The organism is Maribacter litoralis (assembly GCF_902506355.1).
Classification (GTDB): domain Bacteria; phylum Bacteroidota; class Bacteroidia; order Flavobacteriales; family Flavobacteriaceae; genus Maribacter; species Maribacter litoralis.
This window is the reverse complement of the sequence record NZ_LR733271.1, coordinates 1,077,337-1,102,396: the sequence shown is the minus strand read 5'-3', so window position 1 is coordinate 1,102,396 and position 25,060 is coordinate 1,077,337. Positions and strand designations below refer to the sequence as shown.

The 25,060-nt window shown below is 36.2% G+C and carries 22 protein-coding genes; 12 read left to right on the top strand and 10 right to left on the bottom strand.

Features of this window, described 5'->3' with window-relative positions; all coding sequences use genetic code 11:
- Positions 1-17 precede the first annotated feature (17 nt).
- Both EXIGUO8A_RS04565 and EXIGUO8A_RS04560 read right to left on the bottom strand, forming a co-directional pair.
- Positions 18-467: a GAF domain-containing protein gene (locus tag EXIGUO8A_RS04565; RefSeq protein ID WP_159302100.1), complete on the bottom strand. Its 450-nt coding sequence runs from the start codon at positions 465-467 to the stop codon at positions 18-20.
- Between the two features lie 112 nt (positions 468-579).
- The gene (locus EXIGUO8A_RS04560) at positions 580-1,680 is read right to left on the bottom strand and encodes a hypothetical protein (RefSeq protein ID WP_159302099.1); all 1,101 of its coding nucleotides are present in this window, start codon (positions 1,678-1,680) and stop codon (positions 580-582) included.
- A gap of 188 nt (positions 1,681-1,868) precedes the next feature.
- On the opposite strand from EXIGUO8A_RS04560, the gene EXIGUO8A_RS04555 reads away from it, so the two are divergent.
- From EXIGUO8A_RS04555 to EXIGUO8A_RS04545, 3 genes are all read left to right on the top strand, one after another.
- Entirely contained in the window at positions 1,869-2,285 is a 417-nt protein-coding gene (locus EXIGUO8A_RS04555; RefSeq protein ID WP_236564432.1) for an HYC_CC_PP family protein, read from the top strand.
- 225 nt (positions 2,286-2,510) lie between these two features.
- Positions 2,511-4,748 (top strand): TonB-dependent receptor, encoded by a 2,238-nt coding sequence (locus EXIGUO8A_RS04550; protein ID WP_159302098.1) that lies wholly within the window; start codon positions 2,511-2,513, stop codon positions 4,746-4,748.
- Between the two features lie 24 nt (positions 4,749-4,772).
- On the top strand, positions 4,773-5,138 hold the full coding sequence (locus tag EXIGUO8A_RS04545; protein WP_159302097.1) for a heavy-metal-associated domain-containing protein: 366 nt from the start codon (positions 4,773-4,775) through the stop codon (positions 5,136-5,138).
- Between the two features lie 417 nt (positions 5,139-5,555).
- Here EXIGUO8A_RS04545 and groL read toward each other — a convergent pair whose 3' ends face one another.
- The 7 genes from groL to miaB all read right to left on the bottom strand — a co-directional run bounded on the left by groL (position 5,556) and on the right by miaB (position 12,519).
- Positions 5,556-7,190 carry a chaperonin GroEL gene (gene groL / locus EXIGUO8A_RS04540; protein WP_116771097.1) on the bottom strand — a complete coding sequence of 545 codons (1,635 nt, stop codon included), beginning with the start codon at positions 7,188-7,190 and terminating at the stop codon, positions 5,556-5,558.
- 92 nt (positions 7,191-7,282) lie between these two features.
- Positions 7,283-7,561 (bottom strand): co-chaperone GroES, encoded by a 279-nt coding sequence (locus EXIGUO8A_RS04535; protein WP_036156781.1) that lies wholly within the window; start codon positions 7,559-7,561, stop codon positions 7,283-7,285.
- Positions 7,562-7,704: 143 nt separating this feature from the next.
- Positions 7,705-8,064: a preprotein translocase subunit SecG gene (gene secG, locus EXIGUO8A_RS04530; protein ID WP_159302096.1), complete on the bottom strand. Its 360-nt coding sequence runs from the start codon at positions 8,062-8,064 to the stop codon at positions 7,705-7,707.
- Positions 8,065-8,070: 6 nt separating this feature from the next.
- A complete protein-coding gene (locus tag EXIGUO8A_RS04525) occupies positions 8,071-9,222 on the bottom strand; it encodes a hypothetical protein (protein ID WP_159302095.1) in 1,152 nt (383 codons plus the stop codon).
- A 4-nt stretch (positions 9,223-9,226) separates the two neighbouring features.
- The gene (locus EXIGUO8A_RS04520) at positions 9,227-9,748 is read right to left on the bottom strand and encodes an LptE family protein (RefSeq protein WP_116771705.1); all 522 of its coding nucleotides are present in this window, start codon (positions 9,746-9,748) and stop codon (positions 9,227-9,229) included.
- A 19-nt stretch (positions 9,749-9,767) separates the two neighbouring features.
- Positions 9,768-11,054, bottom strand: a complete 1,287-nt coding sequence (locus EXIGUO8A_RS04515; RefSeq protein WP_159302094.1) for a sigma-54 interaction domain-containing protein — start codon at positions 11,052-11,054, stop codon at positions 9,768-9,770.
- A gap of 19 nt (positions 11,055-11,073) precedes the next feature.
- The gene (miaB, locus tag EXIGUO8A_RS04510) at positions 11,074-12,519 is read right to left on the bottom strand and encodes a tRNA (N6-isopentenyl adenosine(37)-C2)-methylthiotransferase MiaB (RefSeq protein WP_159304395.1); all 1,446 of its coding nucleotides are present in this window, start codon (positions 12,517-12,519) and stop codon (positions 11,074-11,076) included.
- Positions 12,520-12,670: 151 nt separating this feature from the next.
- Here miaB and EXIGUO8A_RS04505 point away from each other — a divergent pair, with 151 nt between their 5' ends.
- From EXIGUO8A_RS04505 to EXIGUO8A_RS04465, 9 genes are all read left to right on the top strand, one after another.
- Positions 12,671-13,399 carry a hypothetical protein gene (locus EXIGUO8A_RS04505; protein ID WP_159302093.1) on the top strand — a complete coding sequence of 243 codons (729 nt, stop codon included), beginning with the start codon at positions 12,671-12,673 and terminating at the stop codon, positions 13,397-13,399.
- Positions 13,400-13,473: 74 nt separating this feature from the next.
- Positions 13,474-14,739 carry an LVIVD repeat-containing protein gene (locus tag EXIGUO8A_RS04500; protein ID WP_159302092.1) on the top strand — a complete coding sequence of 422 codons (1,266 nt, stop codon included), beginning with the start codon at positions 13,474-13,476 and terminating at the stop codon, positions 14,737-14,739.
- Between the two features lie 211 nt (positions 14,740-14,950).
- Complete coding sequence (gene topA, locus EXIGUO8A_RS04495) at positions 14,951-17,440, top strand: type I DNA topoisomerase (protein WP_159302091.1); 2,490 nt, start codon at positions 14,951-14,953, stop codon at positions 17,438-17,440.
- Positions 17,441-17,499: 59 nt separating this feature from the next.
- A complete protein-coding gene (locus EXIGUO8A_RS04490; protein WP_159302090.1) occupies positions 17,500-18,657 on the top strand; it encodes a formimidoylglutamase in 1,158 nt (385 codons plus the stop codon).
- Between the two features lie 122 nt (positions 18,658-18,779).
- A complete protein-coding gene (gene porK / locus EXIGUO8A_RS04485) occupies positions 18,780-20,144 on the top strand; it encodes a T9SS ring complex lipoprotein PorK/GldK (protein WP_116771089.1) in 1,365 nt (454 codons plus the stop codon).
- Positions 20,145-20,229: 85 nt separating this feature from the next.
- The gene (porL, locus tag EXIGUO8A_RS04480; protein WP_116771088.1) at positions 20,230-20,886 is read left to right on the top strand and encodes a type IX secretion system motor protein PorL/GldL; all 657 of its coding nucleotides are present in this window, start codon (positions 20,230-20,232) and stop codon (positions 20,884-20,886) included.
- A gap of 56 nt (positions 20,887-20,942) precedes the next feature.
- Positions 20,943-22,502 carry a type IX secretion system motor protein PorM/GldM gene (gene porM / locus EXIGUO8A_RS04475; protein ID WP_116771087.1) on the top strand — a complete coding sequence of 520 codons (1,560 nt, stop codon included), beginning with the start codon at positions 20,943-20,945 and terminating at the stop codon, positions 22,500-22,502.
- 64 nt (positions 22,503-22,566) lie between these two features.
- Entirely contained in the window at positions 22,567-23,454 is an 888-nt protein-coding gene (gene porN / locus EXIGUO8A_RS04470) for a type IX secretion system ring subunit PorN/GldN (protein ID WP_116771086.1), read from the top strand.
- 95 nt (positions 23,455-23,549) lie between these two features.
- The gene (locus EXIGUO8A_RS04465) at positions 23,550-24,593 is read left to right on the top strand and encodes an NAD(P)/FAD-dependent oxidoreductase (protein ID WP_159302089.1); all 1,044 of its coding nucleotides are present in this window, start codon (positions 23,550-23,552) and stop codon (positions 24,591-24,593) included.
- Here the strand turns inward: EXIGUO8A_RS04465 and EXIGUO8A_RS04460 are convergent.
- Positions 24,571-24,978 (bottom strand): DUF983 domain-containing protein, encoded by a 408-nt coding sequence (locus EXIGUO8A_RS04460; protein ID WP_159302088.1) that lies wholly within the window; start codon positions 24,976-24,978, stop codon positions 24,571-24,573. The genes EXIGUO8A_RS04465 and EXIGUO8A_RS04460 overlap by 23 nt on opposite strands.
- Positions 24,979-25,060: the final 82 nt, after the last annotated feature.

Here is a 25,060-nt window from a genome sequence, read left to right as displayed (position 1 = left end):
ACAAAAAGGCTAAAGTTTTAAAGAATTTTGGCTACTTCAAAATTTACGAATTCTAAAAAGGTCTCATCTGCCTTGGTAAAAGGGTCGGGAGTATTAGAATCAATGTCTATTTGACCAATATTTTCACCGTTTAAAAATAGAGGTACAACTATTTCTGATTTCACGGTAATACTACAGGCAATGTAGTTGTCTTGCGCCTGTACATCTGGTACCACAAAATTTTCATTACTTTCGGCTACTTGTCCGCAAATGCCTTTTCCGAAAGGAATTATGGTATGGTCAGTTGGGGTACCTGCATATTGCCCAAGTTTTAGTTCTCTTTTGTCTCCATTTTTAAAATAAAAGCCTACCCAGTCATAGTGAGGTATTTCAGCTTTTAGAAGTTCACAAATGGCTAGCATTTTGGCATCTGGAGTTTTGTTTGAATCTATTATGGAACTTACTTGAGGGCGAAGTGCTTCGAACATTACTTTTTTTTACAAAAATACATATTGTTGTCATGTGACGGTGTGTGCTAAAACAAAAAAAGAGAATGTTTTTAAACATCCTCTTTTTAAAACTAAAAATTATGATTTGCCATTATGGTTGGATCTTAACATCGAATTCAATGAAATCGTTATTGTTAAAACCTGGTTCAATGGCGGTAATTTTAATTAAGCCTTTTTTGCCGTAGTTATCAACGAACTCTACAATATCACCTACACTTAGGTTGGTTATGTTTTGCGAGCTTGAGCTTGCAATGAAGTCTAATTCACTATTTAGGGTAATAGCATCAAAAGCGGCAACATCTATAGTAGTTGAACTTGCAAAGAACATTTGGTTCAATGTTTCTGTTTCTGCATTTTCTTCGTCTGCGCCAGGTTGAAGTCCTTCTACTGCAAATCCAAAAGAATTATCATATTGTTCCGTAGAAGCAAAAGAAGCGTTATCACCAGCAGAATTACCAGAAGCTCCGTAGTAGTATCCAAAATCCCAAAATGCTCTAAACTCAGGGCCTACATTAATTCTATAAACGGTTTCGTTCAATAGCGAAAAGAAAGATTCTGTTGTTCCATCTTGTGCCGGTGCAAATAGTTTTATATCTGTAAATTCCCTAACGGCAGCAACAGGATTGGTGCCCGTACCTACGGTAACCGTAATTTGACCTACACCTAAAGCCAATCTTTTTGAGCTATCTCTAAAGTCACCTTTTCCGGTAGTTGTCCAGAAGGAATATACAATCTCTCCATTTTCAATATCTGGCACTGGAAGAGGAAAAGAAAAATCGATTTCTTTCTTAGTGGCGCCATCTAAGTCAATAGAACCATCGGCTTTTAAAGCTTTGGTTAAATCATCACTTACCAAATCAAAAGAACTAAAAGGCATTTCTCCTTGTCCTAAATAATTTTGGGTAATGTACATTCTACGTTGTGTGGTAGCGTCTGAAGTAAAAATAACTCTACCGGTAACATTTGTGCCGGCTTCTCCGCTAGCAGAGGCTGTTGTAATATTTGAAGAAGGAACAGCTTCGTTAAAAACTATTGTTGCCACTTCTGGCTCATCAGTGTCATCGGTGCCATCATCTCCTGTAGTGTCATCTGGCAATGGGGTATCAAAAATTGATCCGTCGTCAGAACTACAACTCCCTATAAAAAGAGCGATAGAGCATATTAAAAATGCGTGTCTTACATGTTTTTTCATGATTTTAAATTTAGTTAATGGTTATAATGTTAATGTGTTTAACATTTTTAACTTAAAAAGCGATGTAATCGTATAATTGGTGTTCGGTTTTTTCGATTTTAGCGCGGTTTGCATAGAGAACATTACGTGATATCGTTAAAAAAGTGGATTTTAAACATTGGAAATTTATAATTGTTAACTTTGCAGCAATGAAAAATTTGCTACATAGTTTTTTTTCAATTACAATGGCTTTGCTATTGTTGCTGTCTACGGTTTCGTGGACTGTTGAAAAACATTTGTGCATGGGGCGGGTAATGGATGTCGCCTTATTTACCCATGCAGAAGATTGTGGTATGAAAGCCGGTTTGTCTTTATTGGGTGATGATGCAGCAGAAGTAAAGAAAACATGCTGTGACGATGAAGCTTTTACTTTGCAAGGGCAAGACGATTTATCTAATCATAAATCGGATTTAGATTATTCTCAACAACTATTTTTATACTCCTTTACAACTGCTTACTTAGGCTTGTTTGTTGATAGTGCAGAAAAGGAAATTCTTCATAATTTTTATCCTCCACCAATACTGATAAAGGATTTAAATATTCTTAATCAAGTATTTCTAATTTGATTTAAAGTGATTGTGTCATTGGGTTGTACAATACGATAAATCATAGCTGTCCTTTTAAACTTAAATAGGAATTTATTTTACAAGCACATACATGTGCTGTAATATCTAATCAGTTCATTTTCAGGGTTTGGATTTTTTTCGATTGTAAATCATTGGCAAACAGTTAAAAGTACTTACGTGCTTTCTTGATTTTTAAAATTATTTACTTAGATCGAATAAAAAATAATGAATAAATATATAATTATACTTATAATGGCAATGCTGCCCCTTTTTGGCTTTTCACAGGAAAAAGTAGAGGGTGTGGTTTTAGATTCTGAAGGTGCAAATGCTTTAGGATTATCTGGTGCCAGCGTTTACTGGCAAGACTCCCAAACGGGTGTGGTCACTAATTTTGACGGTGAATTTTCTATTCCGTATACAAAGGAATTCAATACATTAATAATTAGTTATGTAGGGTTTCAATCGGATACCTTAACGATTAATGAGCCTAAAACTATCCGAATTGCTTTGAAATCATCGAATGAATTAGATGAGGTAGTTGTTCAGCAAGAACGTGATGCTATACAGAAGACGTATTTTAGTCCGCAAAACGTAATTACGGTAAATAGTGCGGAGTTGTTAAAAGCCGCTTGTTGTAATTTGGCAGAGAGCTTTGAAACAAATCCTGCAATTGATGTAAATCTTTCAGACGGATTAACAGGTACAAAACAAATCGAAATGCTGGGTTTAACCAGTCCATATTTATTGATAACCCAAGAGAATATCCCTATGGTTCGCGGGGCATCTCAGGCATACGGACTAACTTTTACACCCGGTACGTGGATAGAAAGTATTCAAATTACAAAAGGAGCGGGTAGTGTGGTTAATGGCTATGAAAGTATCTCTGGTCAAATCAATACCGAGCTGGTAAAACCTTTAACCGATAAAGCTGTTTTTGTAAATGGTTATGCCAATCAAAATGGCCGTTATGAATTAAATACACATTTCAATAGAAAGTTAACCGACAAGTGGAGTACAGGTTTGTATATTCATGGAAATAAGCGGACACAAAAAGAAGATAATAACAACGACGGATTTTTAGATGCCCCTTTGGCAGATCAATTAAATGTGATGAACCGTTGGCAATATCAAGACGCTGAAAAAGGATGGGTAAGTTTTTTCAATGTTCGATTTCTAAACGATGAAAAACAAGTGGGGCAAGTGGATTTTAATCCCGATACAGATAAGTTTACCACTAACGCCTGGGGTAGTGAGATAGACACTCGTCGTTTTGATACTTCTTTAAAACTGGGCTATGTTTTTCCAGAATTACCCTTTCAAAGCTTAGGGTTTCAGACATCGTATAGTTTGCATAAACAAGATTCTTATTTTGGTTTTCGAACCTATGATATCAACCATGAAAGTTTGTACAGCAACTTAATTTTTAATTCCATTATTGGAGATACCAGAAATAAATTTAAAACCGGAATTACTTTTGCCTATGACGGTTATGATGAAATGGTATCTTCAACGGATTATTCTAGGGTAGATAGGTCTGTGGGTGCCTTTATGGAGTATAGTTATGAGAATTTAGAGAAAGTGAGCCTTACTGCGGGTTTGCGAGTAGATAATCATAATAGATTGGGAACTTTTGTTACGCCTAGATTTCATATTAGGTATACCCCTTGGGAAAAAGGGAGTTTGCGAGGCTCTTTCGGTAGAGGTAAAAGAGCTGCTAATATTTTTGCCGAGAATCAGCAATTATTTGGCTCTACCAGAACAATCAATATTGCAAGTTCAGATGGCGAGGTTTATGGTTTGGAGCCAGAAGATGCCTGGAACTATGGAGTTAGCTTTTTACAAGGATTTAATTTTTTGAATAAAAAAGGAGATATTACCTTAGATTACTACATCACCGATTTTAAAAATCAAGTAATCGTAGATTGGGAAAATCCTCAAGAAGTTTCTTTTTATAATTTGGATGGTGACAGTAGTGCAAAAAGTTTTCAGGTTGAGGTAAATTATGAGCTGTTAAGTAGGTTGAATTTAAGAACGTCATATAAATTCTATGATGTTTCAACAGATTATAATAGCGGAAACCTTCAAAAACCCTTACTGGCACAACATAGATTTTTTGTTAATTTAGGATATGAAACAGAGGCTAAGGAGAATGGGTCGCAATGGAAGTTCGATTATACCTTACATAGAGTAGGAGAGAAACGATTGCCAGATACAAATAGTAATCCCGAGCAATATCAGTTAAGGGAATATTCGTCACCTTACAGCCTTATGAATGCTCAAATAACCAAAGTATTTTCAAAAAATGTAGAGGTATATTTAGGTGGTGAAAACCTATCTGAAGTACAGCAAGACAACCCTGTTTTAGGAGCTAATGATCCTTTTGGTCCAAATTTTGATACCACAATAGTGTTCGCTCCCATTATGGGGAGAATGTTTTATGCGGGCTTTAGATTTAAAATTTAATATATGATAATAAATACAGATATAATGAAAACAACGATTTTATCAATTGCAATGATGTTGATTGCCGTAGTTACCTATGCGCAAGACAAGAACAAGAAAATGACTTTTGATGTAAATGGTAGATGCGCCATGTGCAAAGAGCGAATTGAAGAAGCTGCCTTAAACGTAAAAGGAGTGAAGTACGCAAATTGGAGTATACCTACACATCAATTGGATATTATAATGGATGAGCGTAAGACCGATGCCATGAAGATCAAAACGGCTATAGTTGCGGTCGGTCATGATACCAAAGAACTAAAGGCAACAGAGAAAGCTTATAATAGTGTTCATCCATGTTGCAGGTATAGAGAAGACAATTCCGATGATGGTATGCATCATGGTAATGAGTAGTAAAACTCTGTGCTTCAGTGCGATTATGGATTAATATGAATTGGAGAAATATTATAGTTAATATTTTGCCAATGAAATAATCACGGATCAAAATCTGAAATACATTAGCTATAGATTTATCTTAAATTCTATAGCAATGGCACAAGCAAAATCAGCGGGGAAACCAGCTGCGAAGCCTACACCGGCAAAAGCTGGTAAAAAGGCTGCTCCAAAAGCTGCTCCTAGAAAGAAGTAGTTAAGTTATTGCCTTTAGAAGGCGATACCGTTTGGACAATAAAACCACCTTCTGTAAATAAAGAAGGTGGTTTTTTTGTTGCTCATATTTGAAATAAAAAACCGCTCTTGATATTTCAAGAGCGGTTTTAAATAATATAAACTGTAAGAACAAGCTAATAATTGCCTGTCGACGCTGTCGACCTACATCATGCCTGGCATTCCGCCACCGCCACCCATAGGAGGCATTGCCGGAGCATCTTCTTTAATGTCGGTTAAAGCACATTCGGTAGTTAAGATCATACCAGAAACAGAAGCTGCATTTTCTAATGCTACTCTAGTTACTTTCTTAGGATCAATAATACCTGCTTTCATCATTTCAACATACTTTTCAGATTTGGCATCGTATCCATAATCGCCTTTTCCTTCTAGAATTTTAGCGATTACAACAGAACCTTCACCACCTGCGTTAGAAACTATCGTTCTTAAAGGAGCTTCAATGGCACGAGCTACGATTTGTAGACCTGTAGCCTCATCTTCATTATCTGTAGATACTTTTGAAAGAACAGATTTAGCTCTTACCAAAGCAACGCCACCACCAGCAACAATACCTTCTTCAACGGCAGCTCTTGTAGCGTGTAACGCATCATCAACTCTATCTTTCTTCTCCTTCATTTCAACTTCAGAAGCAGCACCTACGTAAAGTACGGCAACACCACCGGCTAATTTAGCCAAACGCTCTTGAAGTTTTTCCTTATCGTAATCAGATGTAGTTGTCTCTATTTGAGATTTGATCTGGTTAACTCTAGTTTTGATATCTTTTGCAACACCACCACCGTTAACGATAGTTGTATTGTCCTTATCTATCTGTACTTTTTCGCAAGTACCTAACATGTCTAAAGTAGTGTTATCCAAAGAGAAACCTCTTTCTTCAGAAATAACGGTACCACCAGTTAAAATTGCGATATCTTCTAACATTGCTTTTCTACGGTCACCAAAACCTGGAGCCTTAACAGCGGCAATTTTTAAAGAACCTCTTAATTTGTTCACAACCAAAGTAGCTAAGGCTTCACCATCTACATCTTCGGCAATGATCAATAAAGGTTTACCAGATTGAGCAACAGGCTCCAATACCGGTAATAAATCTTTCATTGAAGATATTTTCTTATCGAATAATAAGATGTATGGATTTTCTAGGTCAGAAACCATTTTTTCTGAATCTGTAACGAAGTATGGAGAAAGGTAACCTCTGTCAAATTGCATACCTTCAACAACGTCAACATAAGTATCGGTACCTTTAGCTTCTTCAACGGTAATAACACCTTCTTTACCAACTTTTCCGAATGCTTGAGCGATCAAATCGCCAATAGTTTCGTCGTTGTTTGCAGAGATAGAAGCAACTTGTTTAATTTTTTCAGAAGAATCACCAACTTTTTTAGCTTGTTTTGCTAAATCGGCAACAATAGCTTCAACAGCTTTGTCTATTCCTCTTTTAAGATCCATTGGGTTTGCACCTGCAGCAACGTTCTTTAAGCCTTCTTTTACGATTGCCTGTGCAAGAACGGTAGCGGTAGTAGTACCGTCACCTGCTAAATCATTGGTTTTAGAAGCAACTTCTTTTACCATTTGCGCACCCATATTTTCTAATGGGTTCTCCAATTCAATTTCTTTTGCTACGGTAACACCATCTTTAGTTACTTGTGGTGCACCAAATGATTTGCTGATAATAACATTTCTACCTTTTGGGCCTAATGTTACTTTTACCGCGTTTGCCAATGCATCAACACCTCTTTTAAGACCGTCTCTAGCATCTATATCAAACTTAATATCTTTTGCCATTTTTATTTGTTGTTTAAATTTTGACCTGGTGATGTTCTCCTTGGGTCATTAAAATTATTAATTATCTATTCTGTGAAAATTAAAAAGCTATTTTAGATAATAGCTAGAATATCACTCTCTCTCATCATCAAGTAATCAGTACCTTCTAATTTTAGCTCGGTGCCTGCATACTTTCCATAAAGAACCGTATCTCCAACTTTAACGGTAACACTGTCATCTTTTGTACCAGGACCCACGGCAACTACTTTGCCTTTCTGTGGTTTCTCTTTTGCGGTATCAGGAATGTAAAGTCCAGACGCAGTCTTAGTTTCAGCTGCCATTGGCTCAATAAGAACTCGGTCTGCCAATGGTTTGATATTAACTTTAGCCATAATTATTAATTTTTAAATTGATTTTTAGTTTCGTGCGTTCATAAAGGCAGAAATTATGCCATAGCCTTTTTACTGACAAATTGTAAACAAAAAATGCCAGCTTGTCATAAGCTGGCATTTTAAAATATATTGTAGTGTATCTTCTATAAACTATCTGAAGGCGTAGCTTCATTTGTTGCTGGTGGTGTTACCTCTTCTGGCAACGTTTCAGGAACAACTGTTTCAATATCGTCACCTTGTAATAATTTAGAATCTGCATCTCCAAAATTACCTTTAAGGGCAATGTTAGATGCTAATATTAAAACTATTAATAAACCAGCTAGTGTCCATGTGCTCTTATCTAAGAAGTCACCTGTTTTTTTAACTCCACCAACTACTTGGTTTCCACCTCCGCCAAAGGAAGAAGAAAGTCCGCCACCTTTTGGGTTCTGTACCATGATCACCAATACTAACAATAAGCAAACGACAATGATAAGTATCAGGAATATTGAAAATGTACTCATTCTAAATTATTTATTATCTTTTCGTAATTTTTCTACCGCCTTAATTCGGTCTGCAAAGAAACTACTTTTTTCTGGATATTTCAAACTTAAAATTTTGAATGCCTGAATAGCCTTTTTATACTTTTTTTGCTCAAGATAAACCCTTGCCAAAGTCTCTGTCATAAGCTCGTTTTGGTCAATAGTCGAAGACTTTGAAATATCTATTATAGCACTTTGTTCTGTAGGTACTATTTTAGGATTAGTGGCTATGAACTTGTCAATACGATCATATTTCTTTTTAATGGCCTCGTTTTTAGGTCTTACTTTCTTTATAGGCTTGCTCTTAGCTTCCGGTGTATTGGCAATTTCTGATTCTTGCCTTTTTGTATCAGCGCTTTTTTCGATAGAAGCGGTTGGCGCCTGGTTGATTTCTTCCTCCAGCTCTTCTTTTGGAGCTACAGGAGATTCATCGCTAGATTTTTCCAATGGTTTTTTAGACGCAAGGCTTAACCATTCTGAAAAAGAATATTTTTCCTTGGCATCAAAAGTTAATGGTTTACCTATATCAAGGGCATCTTCTTCTTCGGTCGTTTCTGGATTTTTAGACTGAAATAACTCAGGATCTAAAATCTGTTCGGCATCTTTTTCATCTTGAGGTAAAGGACTGTCTTCTGAAGGAGTAATTAAACTTACGGTTGAAGCTTCATCAATTTCATTGGATTTTTCTTCAAGTTTTATGACCTTAGGTTCGGAGATGGACTCTTTAAGACTGTTGGTGTCTTCAGGTGTATTGGTATCTTCGGTTATATTGGATGTATCTTCTTTTTCTGCAGATACAATTTTGTTTATTTCGGAAACTTCTTTAGTCTCTTCGGTAACTTCAATAGCATTGTTGACCTCTATTTTTGCAATTTTTTCAATAGGGGCATCGTACTGCAAGAAGTCTTTTGATGTAATGAATTCAAAAAGTACATCTCTATCTGTGGTAAAAGCAGCTGTTGTTTTTAGCGCTTTGTTGTATTTGTAGCTATTTAAATTTTTAAGGCCTTTTAAGTGAAGGGCACGTGCAGCTTGAAAATATGGATATTCGGCAATAATATCTTCTAAATGTTTTGTGTGAATAGGTTCTACCACTTTGGTAGGATTTTCTAGAAAATATGTAAAGTCCTTAACGTTCATAGTTTTACCAATCTGCGAGAGAAGCGTTAAAAATATCTTGTGTTAACCTTTCAAAAATGGTTTCGTGTGCTTCACTTTTAATTGTTGCCAATTGTGTATCTGCAGGGTAGTCATAAAAGAATGAAAAACTTTGGTCGAAACCGGCGTCTTCTTTCAATTGATTATAAAATCTAACTTTAACCCGCATGGTTAATCTGTTTTGGGCAGCGGTTTGATCTGCAGTTGCAGACATAGGTGAAATTTTATATTCTGTTATTTCACCTTCATAAAGTAAATCTGGGTTGCCGGTATTGATCAATTCTAAACTGGTTTGGTTTTGAATTCGGTCCTGTAAGGCCAATGTGAAGTCTCTATCTACACCAGGTTCAAAAGTAGATCCTGGACTCTGGGTAGCATAATTTTGGAAATAGGTTACTTTAAATGTTTTGGCCTCGCCAACGTTACCTCCTGTGAAATTATATACACCACAACCTAAAAACAAGGTAATCGGTAAAATGTACAGTAGTACTTTTCTAAAATATTTCATTGAAATGTTGTTCATGTATTTAAAGGTCGTATTGCTTTATTTTGCGATAAAGGGTGCGCTCAGAAATACCAAGTTCTGTTGCCGCGGCCTTTCTTTTACCTCGGTTTCTTTCTAATGATTTTTTTATCAACTCTATCTCTTTCTCTTGTAAAGATAGGGTTTCTTCCTCTTGAATTTCTTCGGCAAAATGATATTTGTCTTCGTATGAATCTTGTATTATGGCAGCTTCTTCTTTCATTGGTTCAGGTAAGTGTAGAACGTTTAAAGGGCTGTCATCTTGAGTGTCATGGTCGATATCGACATCTTCGTCATCTTCATTGCCGTAGATTTTTCGAATAAGGTTTTCGTTCTCCTCTTGCACCTTTTGAGAATCATTGTTCTTAAGCAGTTCCATGGTCAACTTTTTAAGATCGTTGAGGTCTCCTTTCATATCGAACAAAACCTTGTATAGGATTTCTCTTTCGTTACTAAAATCACTTTCAGATTTTGAATTTGAAACTACCGCAGGTAAATTACTTGTGGTATTGTTAGGTAAATAACCGTGTAGGGTAGATGCGGTTATAGATCTATTTTCTTCAAGAACAGATACTTGTTCTGCAATATTTCTTAACTGGCGTATGTTTCCCGGCCATCTGTATTTGGTAAGTAATGAAACGGCATGGTCATCTAGTCTAATAGTAGGCATTTTGTATTTCTGACTAAAATCTGATGCAAATTTTCTAAAGAGTAAATGAATGTCATCTTGGCGATCCCGCAAAGGTGGAATGTTAATTTCAACGGTACTTAATCTATAATATAAATCTTCTCTAAAACGTTCTTTTTTAATCGCCTCGAACATATTCACGTTGGTCGCCGCAACAATGCGCACATCGGTTTTCTGTACTTGCGAAGAACCAACCTTTAAAAACTCGCCATTTTCCAGAACACGTAATAAACGAACCTGTGTGGTTAAAGGCAGCTCACCAACTTCGTCTAAAAATATGGTTCCACCATCGGCAACTTCAAAATATCCGCTTCTTGTTTGCGTAGCACCTGTAAATGCTCCCTTTTCGTGACCAAAAAGTTCACTGTCAATAGTGCCCTCGGGTATGGCTCCGCAGTTTACGGCAATGTATTTTGCATGTTTTCTATGAGACAACGAATGAATAATTTTAGGAATAGATTCCTTACCTACACCACTTTCTCCCGTAACCAATACAGAAATATCGGTTGCCGCAACTTGCATCGCTTTTTCTAATGCACGGTTTAGTTTGGGGTCTTGCCCTATAATTTCAAAACGTTGTTTTATACTTTGTATGCTTTCCATATAAAATGGCTACTAAAAGTTAATTATTGTCAGAATACCCAACTGCAATACCTTTTAAGGTAGCAGAAGTGCAATCATTTATTTGAACGTTTACAAAATCACCAACTTTGTAGTCCTCCTTTGGGAAAACGACAACGGTACTTTGAGAGTTTCTGCCCATCCACTCATCTTTGGATTTTTTGGAAGTACCTTCGATCAATACTTCTTGTATTTTGCCAACGTGCTTCTCTGTTCTAAACTGACAGTGGCTTCTTTGTGAAGCGATAATTTCAGAAAGACGCCTCTTTTTTGTTGGCTCAGGTACGTCGTCTTCCATTTTTCTGCCAGCTAAAGTGCCCGGTCTTTCTGAATATGCATACATGTAACCAAAATCATATTTTACATATTCCAATGCTTTTAAGGTATCGGCATGGTCTTCTTCTGTTTCGGTAGGAAAACCACTGATAATATCTTGTGAAATGGCACAGTCGGGTATTATTTTTCTGATATTGTCTATAAGTTCAAAATACTCTTCAATAGTGTGCAGGCGGTTCATTTCCTTTAAAATACGATTGCTACCACTTTGCACCGGTAAGTGAATGTGGTTGCATATGTTTTTATGCGCTGCCATGGTTCTAATTACATCTAAGGTCATATCTTGAGGGTTAGATGTTGAAAAACGAATTCTCATTTTTGGATAGGCAGTGGCAACCGTATCTAAAAGTTTAGAGAAATTAGTTGCGGTCGCTTTCTGCATTTCAGAAGCATTTTCAAAATTTTTCTTGAGTCCGCCACCATACCATAAATAACTATCTACGTTCTGTCCTAAAAGAGTAATTTCTTTAAAACCTTTTTCAGAAAGTTCTTTGATTTCAGCTAAAATCGATTGAGGGTCTCTACTACGTTCACGCCCTCTTGTAAATGGCACAACACAAAATGTGCACATATTGTCACATCCTCTGGTGATGGAAACAAAAGCCGTAACTCCGTTTGTATTTAATCTTACAGGTGCAATATCGCCGTAGGTTTCATCCTTTGAGAGAATTACATTTACGGCATCTCTTCCAGAATCCACTTCTTTGATCAGGTTTGGCAGATCCTTATAGGCATCTGGGCCAACCACCATGTCAACTATTTTTTCCTCATCTAAAAGTTTGTCTTTAAGGCGTTCAGCCATGCAGCCGAGTACACCTACTTTTAAATGCGGTCTAGATTTTTTTACCTTGTTATATTCGGTTAATCTTTTACGAATGGTCTGTTCTGCTTTGTCTCTAATAGAACATGTATTTACAAGTACTAAATCGGCTTCCTCTAATGTTTGGGTGGTATTAAAACCTTCGGTCGCTAAAATAGATGCTACAATTTCACTGTCTGAAAAATTCATGGCGCAACCGTAACTCTCAATGTAAAGATTACGTTTGTTCGTTTCTTTTCCTTCAACTACCAAAGTTGTGCCCTGCACATTTTCGTCTATGGTTTTCTCCATTTTTGTAATACGTTGCGTATAAAATAATTTGGATGGCAAAGATACTATTATAATCAAAAATATGACAAGATGACATGATTATTTAGCGATAGTTTAAGCTTTCTTATAATAAATTATTTAGTTTTATCCTTAATTATAACCACCTATACCAATGAATTTAAAAAACCTAACTCAATACATTAAAAATAAGCCAGATTTAGAATTTGGTACCATCTTTAGTAGATCTATAGAACTTTTTAAAAAGGTATGGCTTCAGGGCGTTATCATTTTGCTTTTGACATTTGTTGTCATTTTGCCATTCTATATCATAATGTATATCCCCATGATCGCAATGGGAATAACCGACCCCGAAGCACTTCGGCAAAACGAGTTACCGCCTATGGTGGCAATTGCCATGGCTATTCTTGTTCCGGTTTTTGCAGTAGGTATAACCACATTTGCGTTAGCGTTGAATGCGGCGTTTTTGAAAATATGTAAGCAAAAAGACCTAGAGGAAGTTGCTAACGACGATTATTTTTACTTTTTCAAGGAAGGTCGTTTAGGTAAGGTTTTTATTCTGTCACTCTACTTGCTAGGTCTCTCTTTACTTGGTGCACTTGCTTGCGGGGTAGGGGCTTTTTATGTTATGGTGCCTCTATCGATACTGCCGGCTTTTTTGGCTTTTTCAAGCCATTTGTCCCCATTAGAAATGGTTAAGGCAAGCTTTACGTTAGGAAACAAGAACTGGCTGGTTATTTTCGGGTTGGTGTTTATAATGTCGTTCGTTGCACAATTAGGAATTATTTTATGTTGTGTGGGTGTGTTTTTTACCGCAATGCTAAGTAAAGTGCCAACTTATTATATGTATAAGGACGGAGTAGGGTTTAATGAGTTAATTTAAATTTAACCTCTTGATAACGCAACTATTAGCAGTTGCATTAATCTATAGGGTACAACCGTTTAAATTTAAAGACCATGAGAAATTTCTTTTTTGTTTTGTGTGTAATTGCCACATCAGCATTGGTGTCATGCGATGATGACGGACCGTATGAAGATTATCTTGTAGCAAGGCCTATTTTGCAAGATGCCGTTTCTTTTAAGGCTGAAGCAGTAGCGGTTACTGAGCCAGTGCCTATAGTTTCTTCGGGTAAAATTTATGCTTATGGAGATTATATTTTTGTAAATGATGTAAATCAGGGTTTTCATGTTATAGATAATCATGATCCTGTAAATCCAGAAAGTATTGCTTTTATCAAATTAGAAGGAAACAATGATATTTCTATAAAAGATGATAAAATTTACGCAGATAGCTACGGTGATCTGGTTATTATTGATATATCGGACATTAATAATATTACTATTTCTAGTCGAATTGTAAATGCTATTTATAATAATGATGTTTGGTTGTATGATATCGATTATCCTGAAGCAGATTTTTATGAATACGGCGATATTGATTACGATAGGGATATTGTTATAGGTTGGGATGTTGTAGCTGAAAGAAGGTCGGTAGAAGAGTATGAGTCCAGGTTTAATTGTGATGGTTGTGTTGTAGATTCTCTTGAAAGTTTTAATGATAGTCCACAACCAAGTACTGGTCAAGGCGGATCATTAGCGCGATTTAAGATTATTGATGATTACCTTTATGTTGTCGATTATAGTGACATTAATATTTTTGATATTGCCGATGTAGAAAATGTAAAGGTTTTGGATGATGTGCAAGTAGCTTGGGATATTGAAACAATTTACAGTCAAGGAGATATTCTTTTTATTGGAGGTGCTCAAGGCATGTATATTTACGGAATAGAAAATCCTGAAAAGCCAGAGTTTATTTCAGAATTTAGACATGGAACCGCTTGCGACCCCGTAGTCGTTGATGGTGATTATGCTTATGTAACGCTAAAAGGCGGTAATTTTTGTGGCACTGCGGAAAGTGGTCTTTATATTGTTGATGTATCCAACCTGGAAAATCCGGAATTAAAAGTAATTTATCCTATGTCGGGTCCTAATGGTTTGGGAATAAAAGGAGAAACCTTATTTGTATGTGATGGTAGTGCTGGTTTAAAAGTCTATGACAAAAGCGATGCTCCTAACATATCTTTAATCAACACTTTTGAAGATATTGTTGCATACGATGTTATACCATTGTCATCATCTCTTTTAATGATTGGTGAAGGTACCTTGTATCAATACGAATATGTAAATAACGATATTAGGTTATTGAGCACTTTACAGTTGTAAAATTACCAAATGGTTAAAAAAAGGGGAGGCAGATTCAGTCTCCCCTTTTTTATAGTAGCCACTCAAGGTTTATAGATGGAGAAATGATTCGTTTATATCTATGAATTTCACGAAATTATGAATGAAACACTGTTGAAATATGGGAAAAAATAAATTCCTGAAATTTCAAAGTATAATTTTTAGTATACATTTGTAAGTATAAACAAGGTTGATGGCGAAAAATTTAGTAATTGTTGAGTCTCCTGCAAAGGCCAAAACTATAGAGAAGTTTTTGGGTAAGGATTTTAAGGTAGAATCGAGCTTTGGTCACATTGCAGATTTACCTTCTAAGGAGTTGGGAGTAGATGTTGAGAATGATTTCACCCCTAAATATATAGTAGATAAAGAAAAGAAAGCTTTGGTAAAGAAGCTCAAAGGTCTTGCCGATAAAGCAGAAACTATATGGCTTGCGAGTGATGAGGATCGTGAGGGAGAGGCTATTTCTTGGCACTTGGCAGAAGAGCTAGGTTTAGACAAGAAGAAGACAAAACGTATTGTTTTTAACTCAGTTACAAAAGCAGCTATTCAAAAAGCGATTGAGAACCCAAGGGAAATCAATTTCAATCTTGTAAATGCACAACAGGCTAGACGAGTATTAGACCGTTTGGTAGGTTATCAACTATCACCTGTACTTTGGAAAAAAATTAAACCGGGTCTTTCAGCTGGTCGTGTTCAGTCGGTAGCCGTAAGGTTGATTGTAGAAAGAGAAAGAGATATTGAGGCTTTTGAGCCACAAGCATCTTTTAAGATAGCAGCAGAATTTAAAACAGAGGCAGGAAGTGTTTTTTCCGCAAAACTTAATAAAACCTTTTCTACCGAAGAAGATGCAAAGGCATTTTTAGAGAAAAACAAAGCAGCTGATTTTTCAGTAAGTAAATTAGATAAAAAACCGGCTAAGAAATCGCCATCTGCGCCGTTTACCACTTCTACATTACAACAAGAAGCATCAAGAAAATTATATTTTTCTGTAGGTAGAACCATGCAGGTAGCCCAACGTTTGTATGAAGCGGGTTTAATAACCTACATGAGAACGGATAGTGTTAATCTTTCTAACGAAGCATTAGCATCTGCCAAGGAAGCTATAGAAAAAAACTACGGTAAAGAGTATAGCGAGACAAGAAACTTTAAAGGGAAGTCTAAAGGAGCTCAAGAAGCACACGAAGCCATTAGACCTACGGATATGGGGAATCAATCTCCTTCGTTGGAGCGTGATCAATCTAAATTATATGATTTAATATGGAAACGTACCGTTGCATCTCAAATGAGCGATGCGCAATTGGAACGTACCAATGTTAGAATAAAGGCCAACAAACATACAGAAGAGTTCACAGCTAATGGTGAAGTAATAAAGTTTGATGGTTTCTTGAAAGTTTACATGGAAGGTGTAGATGATGAAGATGTTGCAGAAGAACAAGAAGGTATGCTGCCGGCAATGAAGCAAGGTGAGCGTTTGTTGAACAACTTTATTTCAGCGACAGAACGTTTTACAAGAGCACCATATAGATTTACGGAAGCATCTTTGGTTAAGAAGTTAGAAGAGTTGGGTATTGGTAGACCGTCTACATATGCGCCAACAATATCTACTATTCTTAATAGAGGTTATGTTGAAAAAGGTACTATTGAAGGTAGTGAGCGTAAGTATCAACAATTGATATTGGCTTCAGATAAAATAGAAACAAAGAATCTAACCGAAAATGTTGGTTCTGATAAAGGTAAAATGGTGCCTACGGATATTGGTATGATCGTAACTGATTTCTTGGTTAGCAATTTTGCGAATATTCTTGACTATAACTTTACGGCACAAGTAGAGGAAGATTTTGATGAAATAGCTTCCGGTGATGAGGATTGGAAGAAAATGATGAAAGAGTTCTACAAAGACTTTCATCCTAATGTAGTAGATGTAGAAGAAAATGCAGACCGTGCCAGCGGAGAAAGAATATTGGGTAAAGACCCAAAAAGTGGAAAACAAGTATCTGTACGTTTAGGTAGATTTGGACCAATGGTGCAAATAGGTACCGTTGATGATGAAGAAAAGCCAACATTTGCAAGTTTATTACCAGAGCAATCTTTAAACACCATTTCTTATGAAGAGGCAATGGATCTTTTTAAACTGCCTAGAAAATTAGGGGTTTACGAGGGTGAAGAGGTATTGGCCAACGTGGGTAGATTTGGACCGTACGTAAAGTTTGGTGATAAATTTATTTCTATGGATAAAGGCGAGAGTGCTTTTGAAATAGAGATGGATAGAGCTATAGAACTTATTGTTGCTAAGCAGAAGGCCGATGCGCCAATTGCTATGTACGAAGATTTAGAAGTTACAAAAGGTACAGGTAGATTTGGGCCGTTCATTAAATGGAACGGTATGTTTATTAACGTAAACAAAAAGTACGATTTTGATAATTTATCTAATGATGACATTATAGAGCTAATCGAAATCAAAAAACAAAAAGAGATCGATAAGGTTATTCATAACTGGGAAGAAGAAGGCATTCGTATAGAGAAGGCTAGATGGGGGCGCCATAATGTAATTAAAGGTAAAATCAAGGTAGAATTGGCCAAAACGGTCGATGTAACTAAAATGACCTTGGCAGAAGCTCAAAAATTAATTGAACAAAAAACACCAAAGAAAAAGACAAAAGCTAAGGCTAAGAAAAAAAAGTAATCTATTTTTAGGTCTCAATACGAGTGTAGTATTTTTATGATTTCTAAACATATTCTATAATGGCCTTTGATTTTCTAGTTCCTGTATCGGACAAAGTTTTAGCCCATAATGAGTTATTGCCAAGTCAGTCTATTGGTAAAAACACCTATATACATACTGAGAAAGATGGTTTGCCTGTATTGGCAAACGCTACAGTAGCGCTTTTAGGGGTAAGGGAATCTAGAAATGCCTATGAGAAGAAACACGAAAAGCTCGATGTCTCCGCAATAAGACTACAGTTCTATAAACTCTTAATAGGTAATTGGAACGCTACAATTGTCGATTTAGGTGATATTGAAGAAGGAGCTACCGTTGAGGATACCTATTTTGTGGTAAAGGAAGTAGTTGCCGGTTTACTTGAAGAAGATATAATTCCTATTATTTTAGGGGCTACACAAGATATTACCTACCCTGCGTATAGGGCTTTTGATGGTATCAGGGAAATGATCAACCTGGTAGCTATAGACAGTAGGTTTGATTTCGGAATAGAAGACGAGCTTATCTCTTCTCATTCTTATATGAGTAAGATCATCACCGATAAGCCAAACAATCTGTTTAATTTTTCAAACATTGGTTATCAAAGTTATTTTAATGCCCAAGAAGAAATTGATCTTATGGAGCGTTTATTTTTTGATGCTTATAGGCTTGGTGAGGTCGCAAACGATATTTCTTTGGCAGAACCTGTGCTAAGAAATGCCCATATGGTAAGTTTAGACTTACGATCGGTAAAAGCAAGTGAAATTTCTATGTCGGCAAATTTCTCTCCTAACGGATTCAATGGAAGAGAAATCTGTGCAATATCTAGATATGCCGGTATAAGCGATAAAGTATCTGTATTTGGATTGTATGAAATGGAGAATACCGTACAATCACAACAGCTTATAGCGCAGATAATATGGTACTTCATAGAAGGAATCAATTTTAGAATAAAAGAATCTCCGTACACCAAAACAGATGACTTTGTTAAGTATAATGTGCCTAGCGAAGACGAAGAATTGGTATTCTACAAAAGTTTATTAACAGAAAGATGGTGGACAGAAGTGCCATCAATTTTTACTTCACATACTAAAGCCAATACACCTGCGTTATTACCTTGCACCGAGAAGGATTATGTAGACGCATGTAATCAACAGATTCCTGAAAGGTGGTTCAAGGCCTACAAGAAAGGCTTTAATTAACATAATTTTTTTTAAAGCATTAAAAGACTTTAATACAATATTTTATATAAAACCTAGTTTTAGTTGTTAGAATAAATTATTGTATTCTGAGTTTAAACCATAATCGAAATTTAACCTAAAGTATGAAGAAGCTATTGTTATCCTCTATAGCGTTTGTTTTTTTACTCACAAGTTGTGGGTCTAAACAGAAAGGTGAGCTAACCGGAGTCCAGGGAAAAAAGTGGTATCCAGAAAAACCATATGGTATGGAACTTATCCCTAGGGGTTCTTTTATCATGGGTAAGAGTGAAGAAGACCAAGGAAAATTATTGAATGCACCTACTAAGACAGTTACGGTACGTTCTTTTTACATGGATGATACTGAAATCACTAATAGTGAGTATCGTCAATTTGTTGAATGGGTAAAAGATTCTATTGTTAGAACCAAGTTGGCCATTTTAGCAGATGAGTTGGGTATTGGCCCAGAAGAAGGTGGTATCGGTGATTATGCATTTAAAGATGCAGATACTACAAGAGCATCTGTTTATGACAAGTATATGTTAGATAATTATTCCGGTATGGGCGAAACAGGATACGAAGGTAGAGCGTTGAGCAAAGACGAAGAACTGATTTGGGATACGTCAGATTATCCAGATGAGTATTATACCGAAATCATGGATTCTATCTATTTATCTGAAGAAGAGTCTTATAACGGTCAACGTACAATCGATGTTAAGCAATTAAAATATAAATATAGCTGGATGGATATTGAAGCTGCGGCAAGAGCTTCTGTAAAAGGAAACACAAGCCGTAAAGACTTTATCAAGACAGAAGAGGTAGAAATTTATCCAGATACAACGGTATGGATCAGAGATTTCTCTTACTCTTACAACGAACCTATGCATAATGATTACTTCTGGCATGATGCCTATAGCGAATACCCTGTAGTTGGTATTACTTGGCAGCAAGCTAAAGCATTCTGTAACTGGAGAACAAAGTATAAAAACGATGATAACAAGAGTCGTGGTAAGCAATTTGTAAACCAGTTTAGACTTCCAACAGAAGCAGAATGGGAATATGCAGCAAGAGGTGGTATCGAAGGTGGTACGTACCCTTGGGGTGGACCATACGTAATTAGCGATACAGGTTGTTTCATGGCAAACTTTAAGCCACAACGTGGAGATTACGCGGCAGATGCAGCATTATATACCGTAGAAGCTAAGTCTTACGAACCAAACGATTTCAATATGTACAATATGGCCGGTAATGTTTCTGAGTGGACAAACTCAAGTTACGATCCAAGTGCTTACGATTATGTTTCAACCATGAACCCTAACGGAGGTGACCAATCTAATACGAGAAAAGTTATTAGAGGAGGATCTTGGAAAGATGTAGCATACTTTTTGCAGGTAAGTACAAGAGACTTTGAGTACGCAGATTCAGCTCGTAGTTACATAGGTTTCAGAACAGTACAAGATTATATGGGTGAGGAAGACTCAACACAATAAATAATAATATTAACAGTTTTATAATAAATTCAAATTCATTTTTTAACCAAATCTTTTTTATTAAACCTTAAATTAAATTAAAATCATGGCACAGTCAAAATCCACAAAAAAATTATTTAACATGGCCTACGGCCTAGGGGCATCAGTTGTAATTATTGGTGCATTATTTAAAATTCTTCACTGGGAGTTAGGTCCATTAAACGGTGGTATTCTTCTAGCGATAGGTCTTATTACAGAGGCACTTATTTTTGCGATCAGTGCATTTGAACCAGTAGATGACGATTTAGATTGGTCATTAGTATACCCAGAATTAGCTGGTGGTGAGGGCAAAGCTCCTAAAAAAGCACAAGCTGCTACAGAAATAAAAGAAGCAGAAGCGTCTTTATCTAAGAAATTAGATGATTTATTGAAAGAAGCAGGTGTTGATGCAAATCTTATGGAAAGCTTAGGTTCTAGCATTAAGAATTTTGAAGGTGCCGCTAAAGGTATCGCTCCGACAGTAGATGCTATGGAATCTACTAAGAAATATTCTAGTGAAATGGTTCAGGCTGCCGCTCAAATGGAGTCTTTGAACAGTCTTTATAAAGTACAATTAGAAAGTGCTAGCAAGCAAGCTTCAGTTAATGAAGAAGTTGTTCAAAATGCAAGTGCACTTAAAGAGCAAATGGCTTCTTTATCTACAAACCTTTCTTCATTGAATGGTGTTTATGGTGGTATGTTATCTGCAATGAGCAAAAACTAATTTGGATTTTTACCGACCCGAATCAATTATTAATTAAAAATCTAAATTAAAAATCCATGGCAGGAGGAAAACAATCACCACGTCAGAAGATGGTCAACTTAATGTATTTGATCTTCATCGCAATGTTGGCGTTAAACATGAGTAAAGAGGTGCTAGCAGCATTCGGTATTATGAATGAAAAGCTAGAGACTTCTAACGAAAAGACTACAGCAAGTAACAATGCGTTCTTGGAAAGTCTTGGAACTAAAGCATCTGAAGATGCTGCGAAGTACGAAAAGTTATATCAAGATGCTCAGAAGATCAAAGCAATGTCTCAAGAGTATTATGATTACCTAGAAGGACTTAAAACAGGTATGACTGAAGGTATAGAAGATCCTAAGGATTATGCTCGTATGGATATGTCTGATTATTTAGATCAGAAATTATTTCAAGGTGAAACTTTATCAGAAGATGGTAAAAAGTTCATGAGCAACCTAACTGGTTATAGAGACCAAGTAGCTGCAATTGTACCAGAAGCTTTAAAGCAATCTGTTATCGATCGTTTCCAAACAGGTGACGAGAATGGTAAAGTTGAGAAAAGAGACGGTACTAAGCAAGATTGGATCAACTACCACTACGAAGGATATCCTTTGGTAGCATCTTTGGCAAAATTAACTCAGTTACAAGCTGACGTTAAAATAACTGAAGAAGCAGCATTAAAATCAATGTTGGCAGGTGAGTTGTCTAACCAGGTTTCTTTAAAGAACTTTGCAACTTCACTTTCAGCTACAAAATCTGCATACTACGCAGGTGAAAAGTATGATGGTAAAATCATTATTAGTAAAACTGATAATTCTTCTACTCCGGTAAGAGCAGAATTGACTTTAGACGGAAGAAAATTATCTGAAGGTACTGATTACAAATTAGAAGCAGGTGGTGTTAAAATGTTGATTGGTTCTGGTTCTGCCGGTGACCATGAAGTAAAAGGTACTATCTACTTTAAGCAAGACGGTGAAGAAATTCCTGTTGAGGTTAACAACTCGTTCGCAACTATATCTAAGCCAAACGCTGCTTTGATCGCTGCAGATAAAATGAATGTTGTTTATAGAGGTGTTGCTAACCCAATGTCTATCTCAATACCAGGTATACCTAACAATAAGGTAAGAGCTTCTGCTCCAGGCCTTAAGAGTGTAAGTGGTAGTAAATATGTAATGACACCAGGTACTGGTAGAAATGTTACTATTACAGCATCAGGTACTTTACCAGATGGTCAAACAGTATCTTCTAAGTCTGAATTCAGAATTAAGGATATTCCAAGACCTTCAGGTAGCATAAGCAAGCAAACAGGTAGTCTTAAACTTCCAAAGAGAAACGTTGAGATCGCTACTATAGGTGCTGGTTTAGAAGACTTCGATTTTGATTTGAACTTAGCGGTAAGCGGTTTCAAATTCAAAGTACCAGGTCAACCAACAGTTTCTGTAAGAGGAAACAAAATGAATGCTAAGGCTAAACAAGCTTTAGGTCGTGCTAAAAGAGGAGATGTTGTTCAAATATTTGACATCGAAGCTTATATCACAAATAATAAAACGTACAAGTTGAAGAAAGTATCTCCAGTAGTTGTGGAGATTACAAACTAAATAAATAGAATGATACCGGGTAAGCCCATTGGTCTTGCCCGGTTAATTTTAAAGTGTAGCAAACATGAATTGGAAAAATGTTTTAGTAATGGGAGTGGTAACAATGTTACCGTTATCAATGATGGCCCAAGCAAATGTATTGAATGCTAAAAAACCAGAAGAGGTTGGTATTCGTACAGAAGCACAGAAAGCTGTAGATAATGATGCTCCGTTAGAATATGGTTATGTAGATGATAGGGATATACTTTGGTCTAAGACTTTATGGGAGACCATAGATTTAGATGAGAGAGTAAACTTCCCATTATACTACCCAACAGATACAATGGATATAGGTCCTGATAGAAGATCGTTATACCATGTACTGGTTAAAAATTTAAAAAGTGGAAAATTAGATACCTATACAGATTCTTATTTTACACAAAAAAGAACTTATGCAGATTTAAAAGATGCATTGCAGATGGTCGATACTCTAGATTATGGGTATGAACAAATGAATGCAGGTGAAGCTGTTTCTGAAGAGTATATTACCCGTAGAACTATATCTGCAGCAGATATTGAAGAGTATCATATTAAAGGAATATGGTATTTTGATAAGAGACAAGGAGAATTAAAATACCGTCTTTTAGGTATTGCTCCAGTTGCTCCAGATGTTAACTTTATGGATGATGAGAATCCTGATATGGTTGAGCTTTTTTGGGTATGGTACCCAGATGCTCGTGAAATGTTACACGAGGCAAAGCTGTTTAACTCTCAGAATTCTGCACAGCCAATCTCATTTGATATGTTACTGAATGCACGTAGATTCAATGCCGTTATTTATAAAGAGGATAACGTACAAGGAGATAGAAACATCGATGATTATATTTCTGATAATGCTTTGTTCCAGTTATTGGAAGCGAAGAGAATTAAAGAAACTATTAGAGATAAAGAACAAGACATGTGGGCTTATTAAGCTTGCTGAAAATCCAATTCACATAAAAAAGACCCGATCGACAGATCGGGTCTTTTGTTTTATATGGTTTCATACATTGTAAGTACATTTGTGCTATGGTAGATTATATAGTCGTAGGGCTTGGTTTGGCAGGTACTGCTTTTTGCGAGAATTTGCGTAGAAATAATAAAACGTTCGTAGTGTTTAACGACCGTTCGCAAACATCGTCTCGTGTTGCTGGCGGGTTATATAACCCTGTAATTTTAAAAAGGTTTACCCTTTCTTGGCGTGCAGATGAGCAACTTCCTATAGCTACTCGGTTTTATTCCGACTTAGAAGAATTACTAGATGTAAGGTTTGATGAAAAATTAAGTGTTTTTCGAAAATTCGCCAGTATAGAAGAACAAAATTTATGGTTTGAGGCAGCCGATAAAGTCAAGTTAAAACCTTATATGGATACTTCCTTGACTGCTAATGAGAATGCCGCATTAAAAGCTCCGTTTAAATTCGGTAAAGTATTGCAAACAGGTAAATTGAATACTAATCTATTATTTGATAGTTATGAGAATTGGCTGCGTGACAATGATAAGCTGATGCTGGATACTTTTGATTATGGTGAAATACAGTTTGAAAAAGATTGTATTACTTATCAAAACATAAAAGCAAAACATATAGTATTCACCGAAGGTTTCGGGTTAATGCGTAATCCGTATTTCAATTACTTGCCCATGCAGGGCTCTAAAGGAGAGTATATAGTAATTGAGGCAAAAGAACTAGATGAATCGAATATTATTAAGTCATCAATATTTTTAATTCCACTAGGTAATGATCTGTACAAGGTTGGTGCAACATATAATAGGAATCAAAAAGACAATATAACTACAGAAGAGGCTAAAAATGAGCTTGTAGATAAATTAAAAAATCTTTTAGATTGTTCCTTTACCGTTGTAGACCACGTAGCCGGTATGCGACCTACGGTTAAAGATAGAAGACCTTTGGTGGGGCAACATCCAAAGCATAAGAATTTATGGGTGTTGAACGGTTTTGGTTCCCATGGTATAACCATTGCCCCTTGGGCGGCACGATCACTTTATGACTATATAGAATCTAAAATACCGCTTTTGCCAGAAATGGATATTACTCGTTTTGGTGAATATTAGTCTTTTTTTGACTAGCCTTTGGGTCATATTTTACGAACATATTGATCCAAATGTTTCTTGAAATCCTCATAATTACAGGCATAAATACAATGAGTGTTCCAATAATGGCAATGAACGTTGTAATAAGGTCGGCACCAAGAAAAAGATTTGCGATTACAAATGCGGCAACGGCGAAAGCAATTCCCACGGCATAGCTTACATACATAGCTCCGTAAAAGAAAGAAGGTTCAATCTTATATTTTAGGCCACAATGGCTACAACGTTCGTGCATTTCAAAGATTTTACCCATATGATATGGGTTTTTATCTAAATACATACTTTCTTTATGGCATCTGGGGCAACTTCCTGTTAAAATACTGTAGAGTTTGTTTCCTTTTTTTAACATTTGCAAAACTTTATACTAAGGTACGATTTTAAGGCATTTTTCTTGTCTTATATCTATAGCAAGAAAAGATAAATAAGCACAA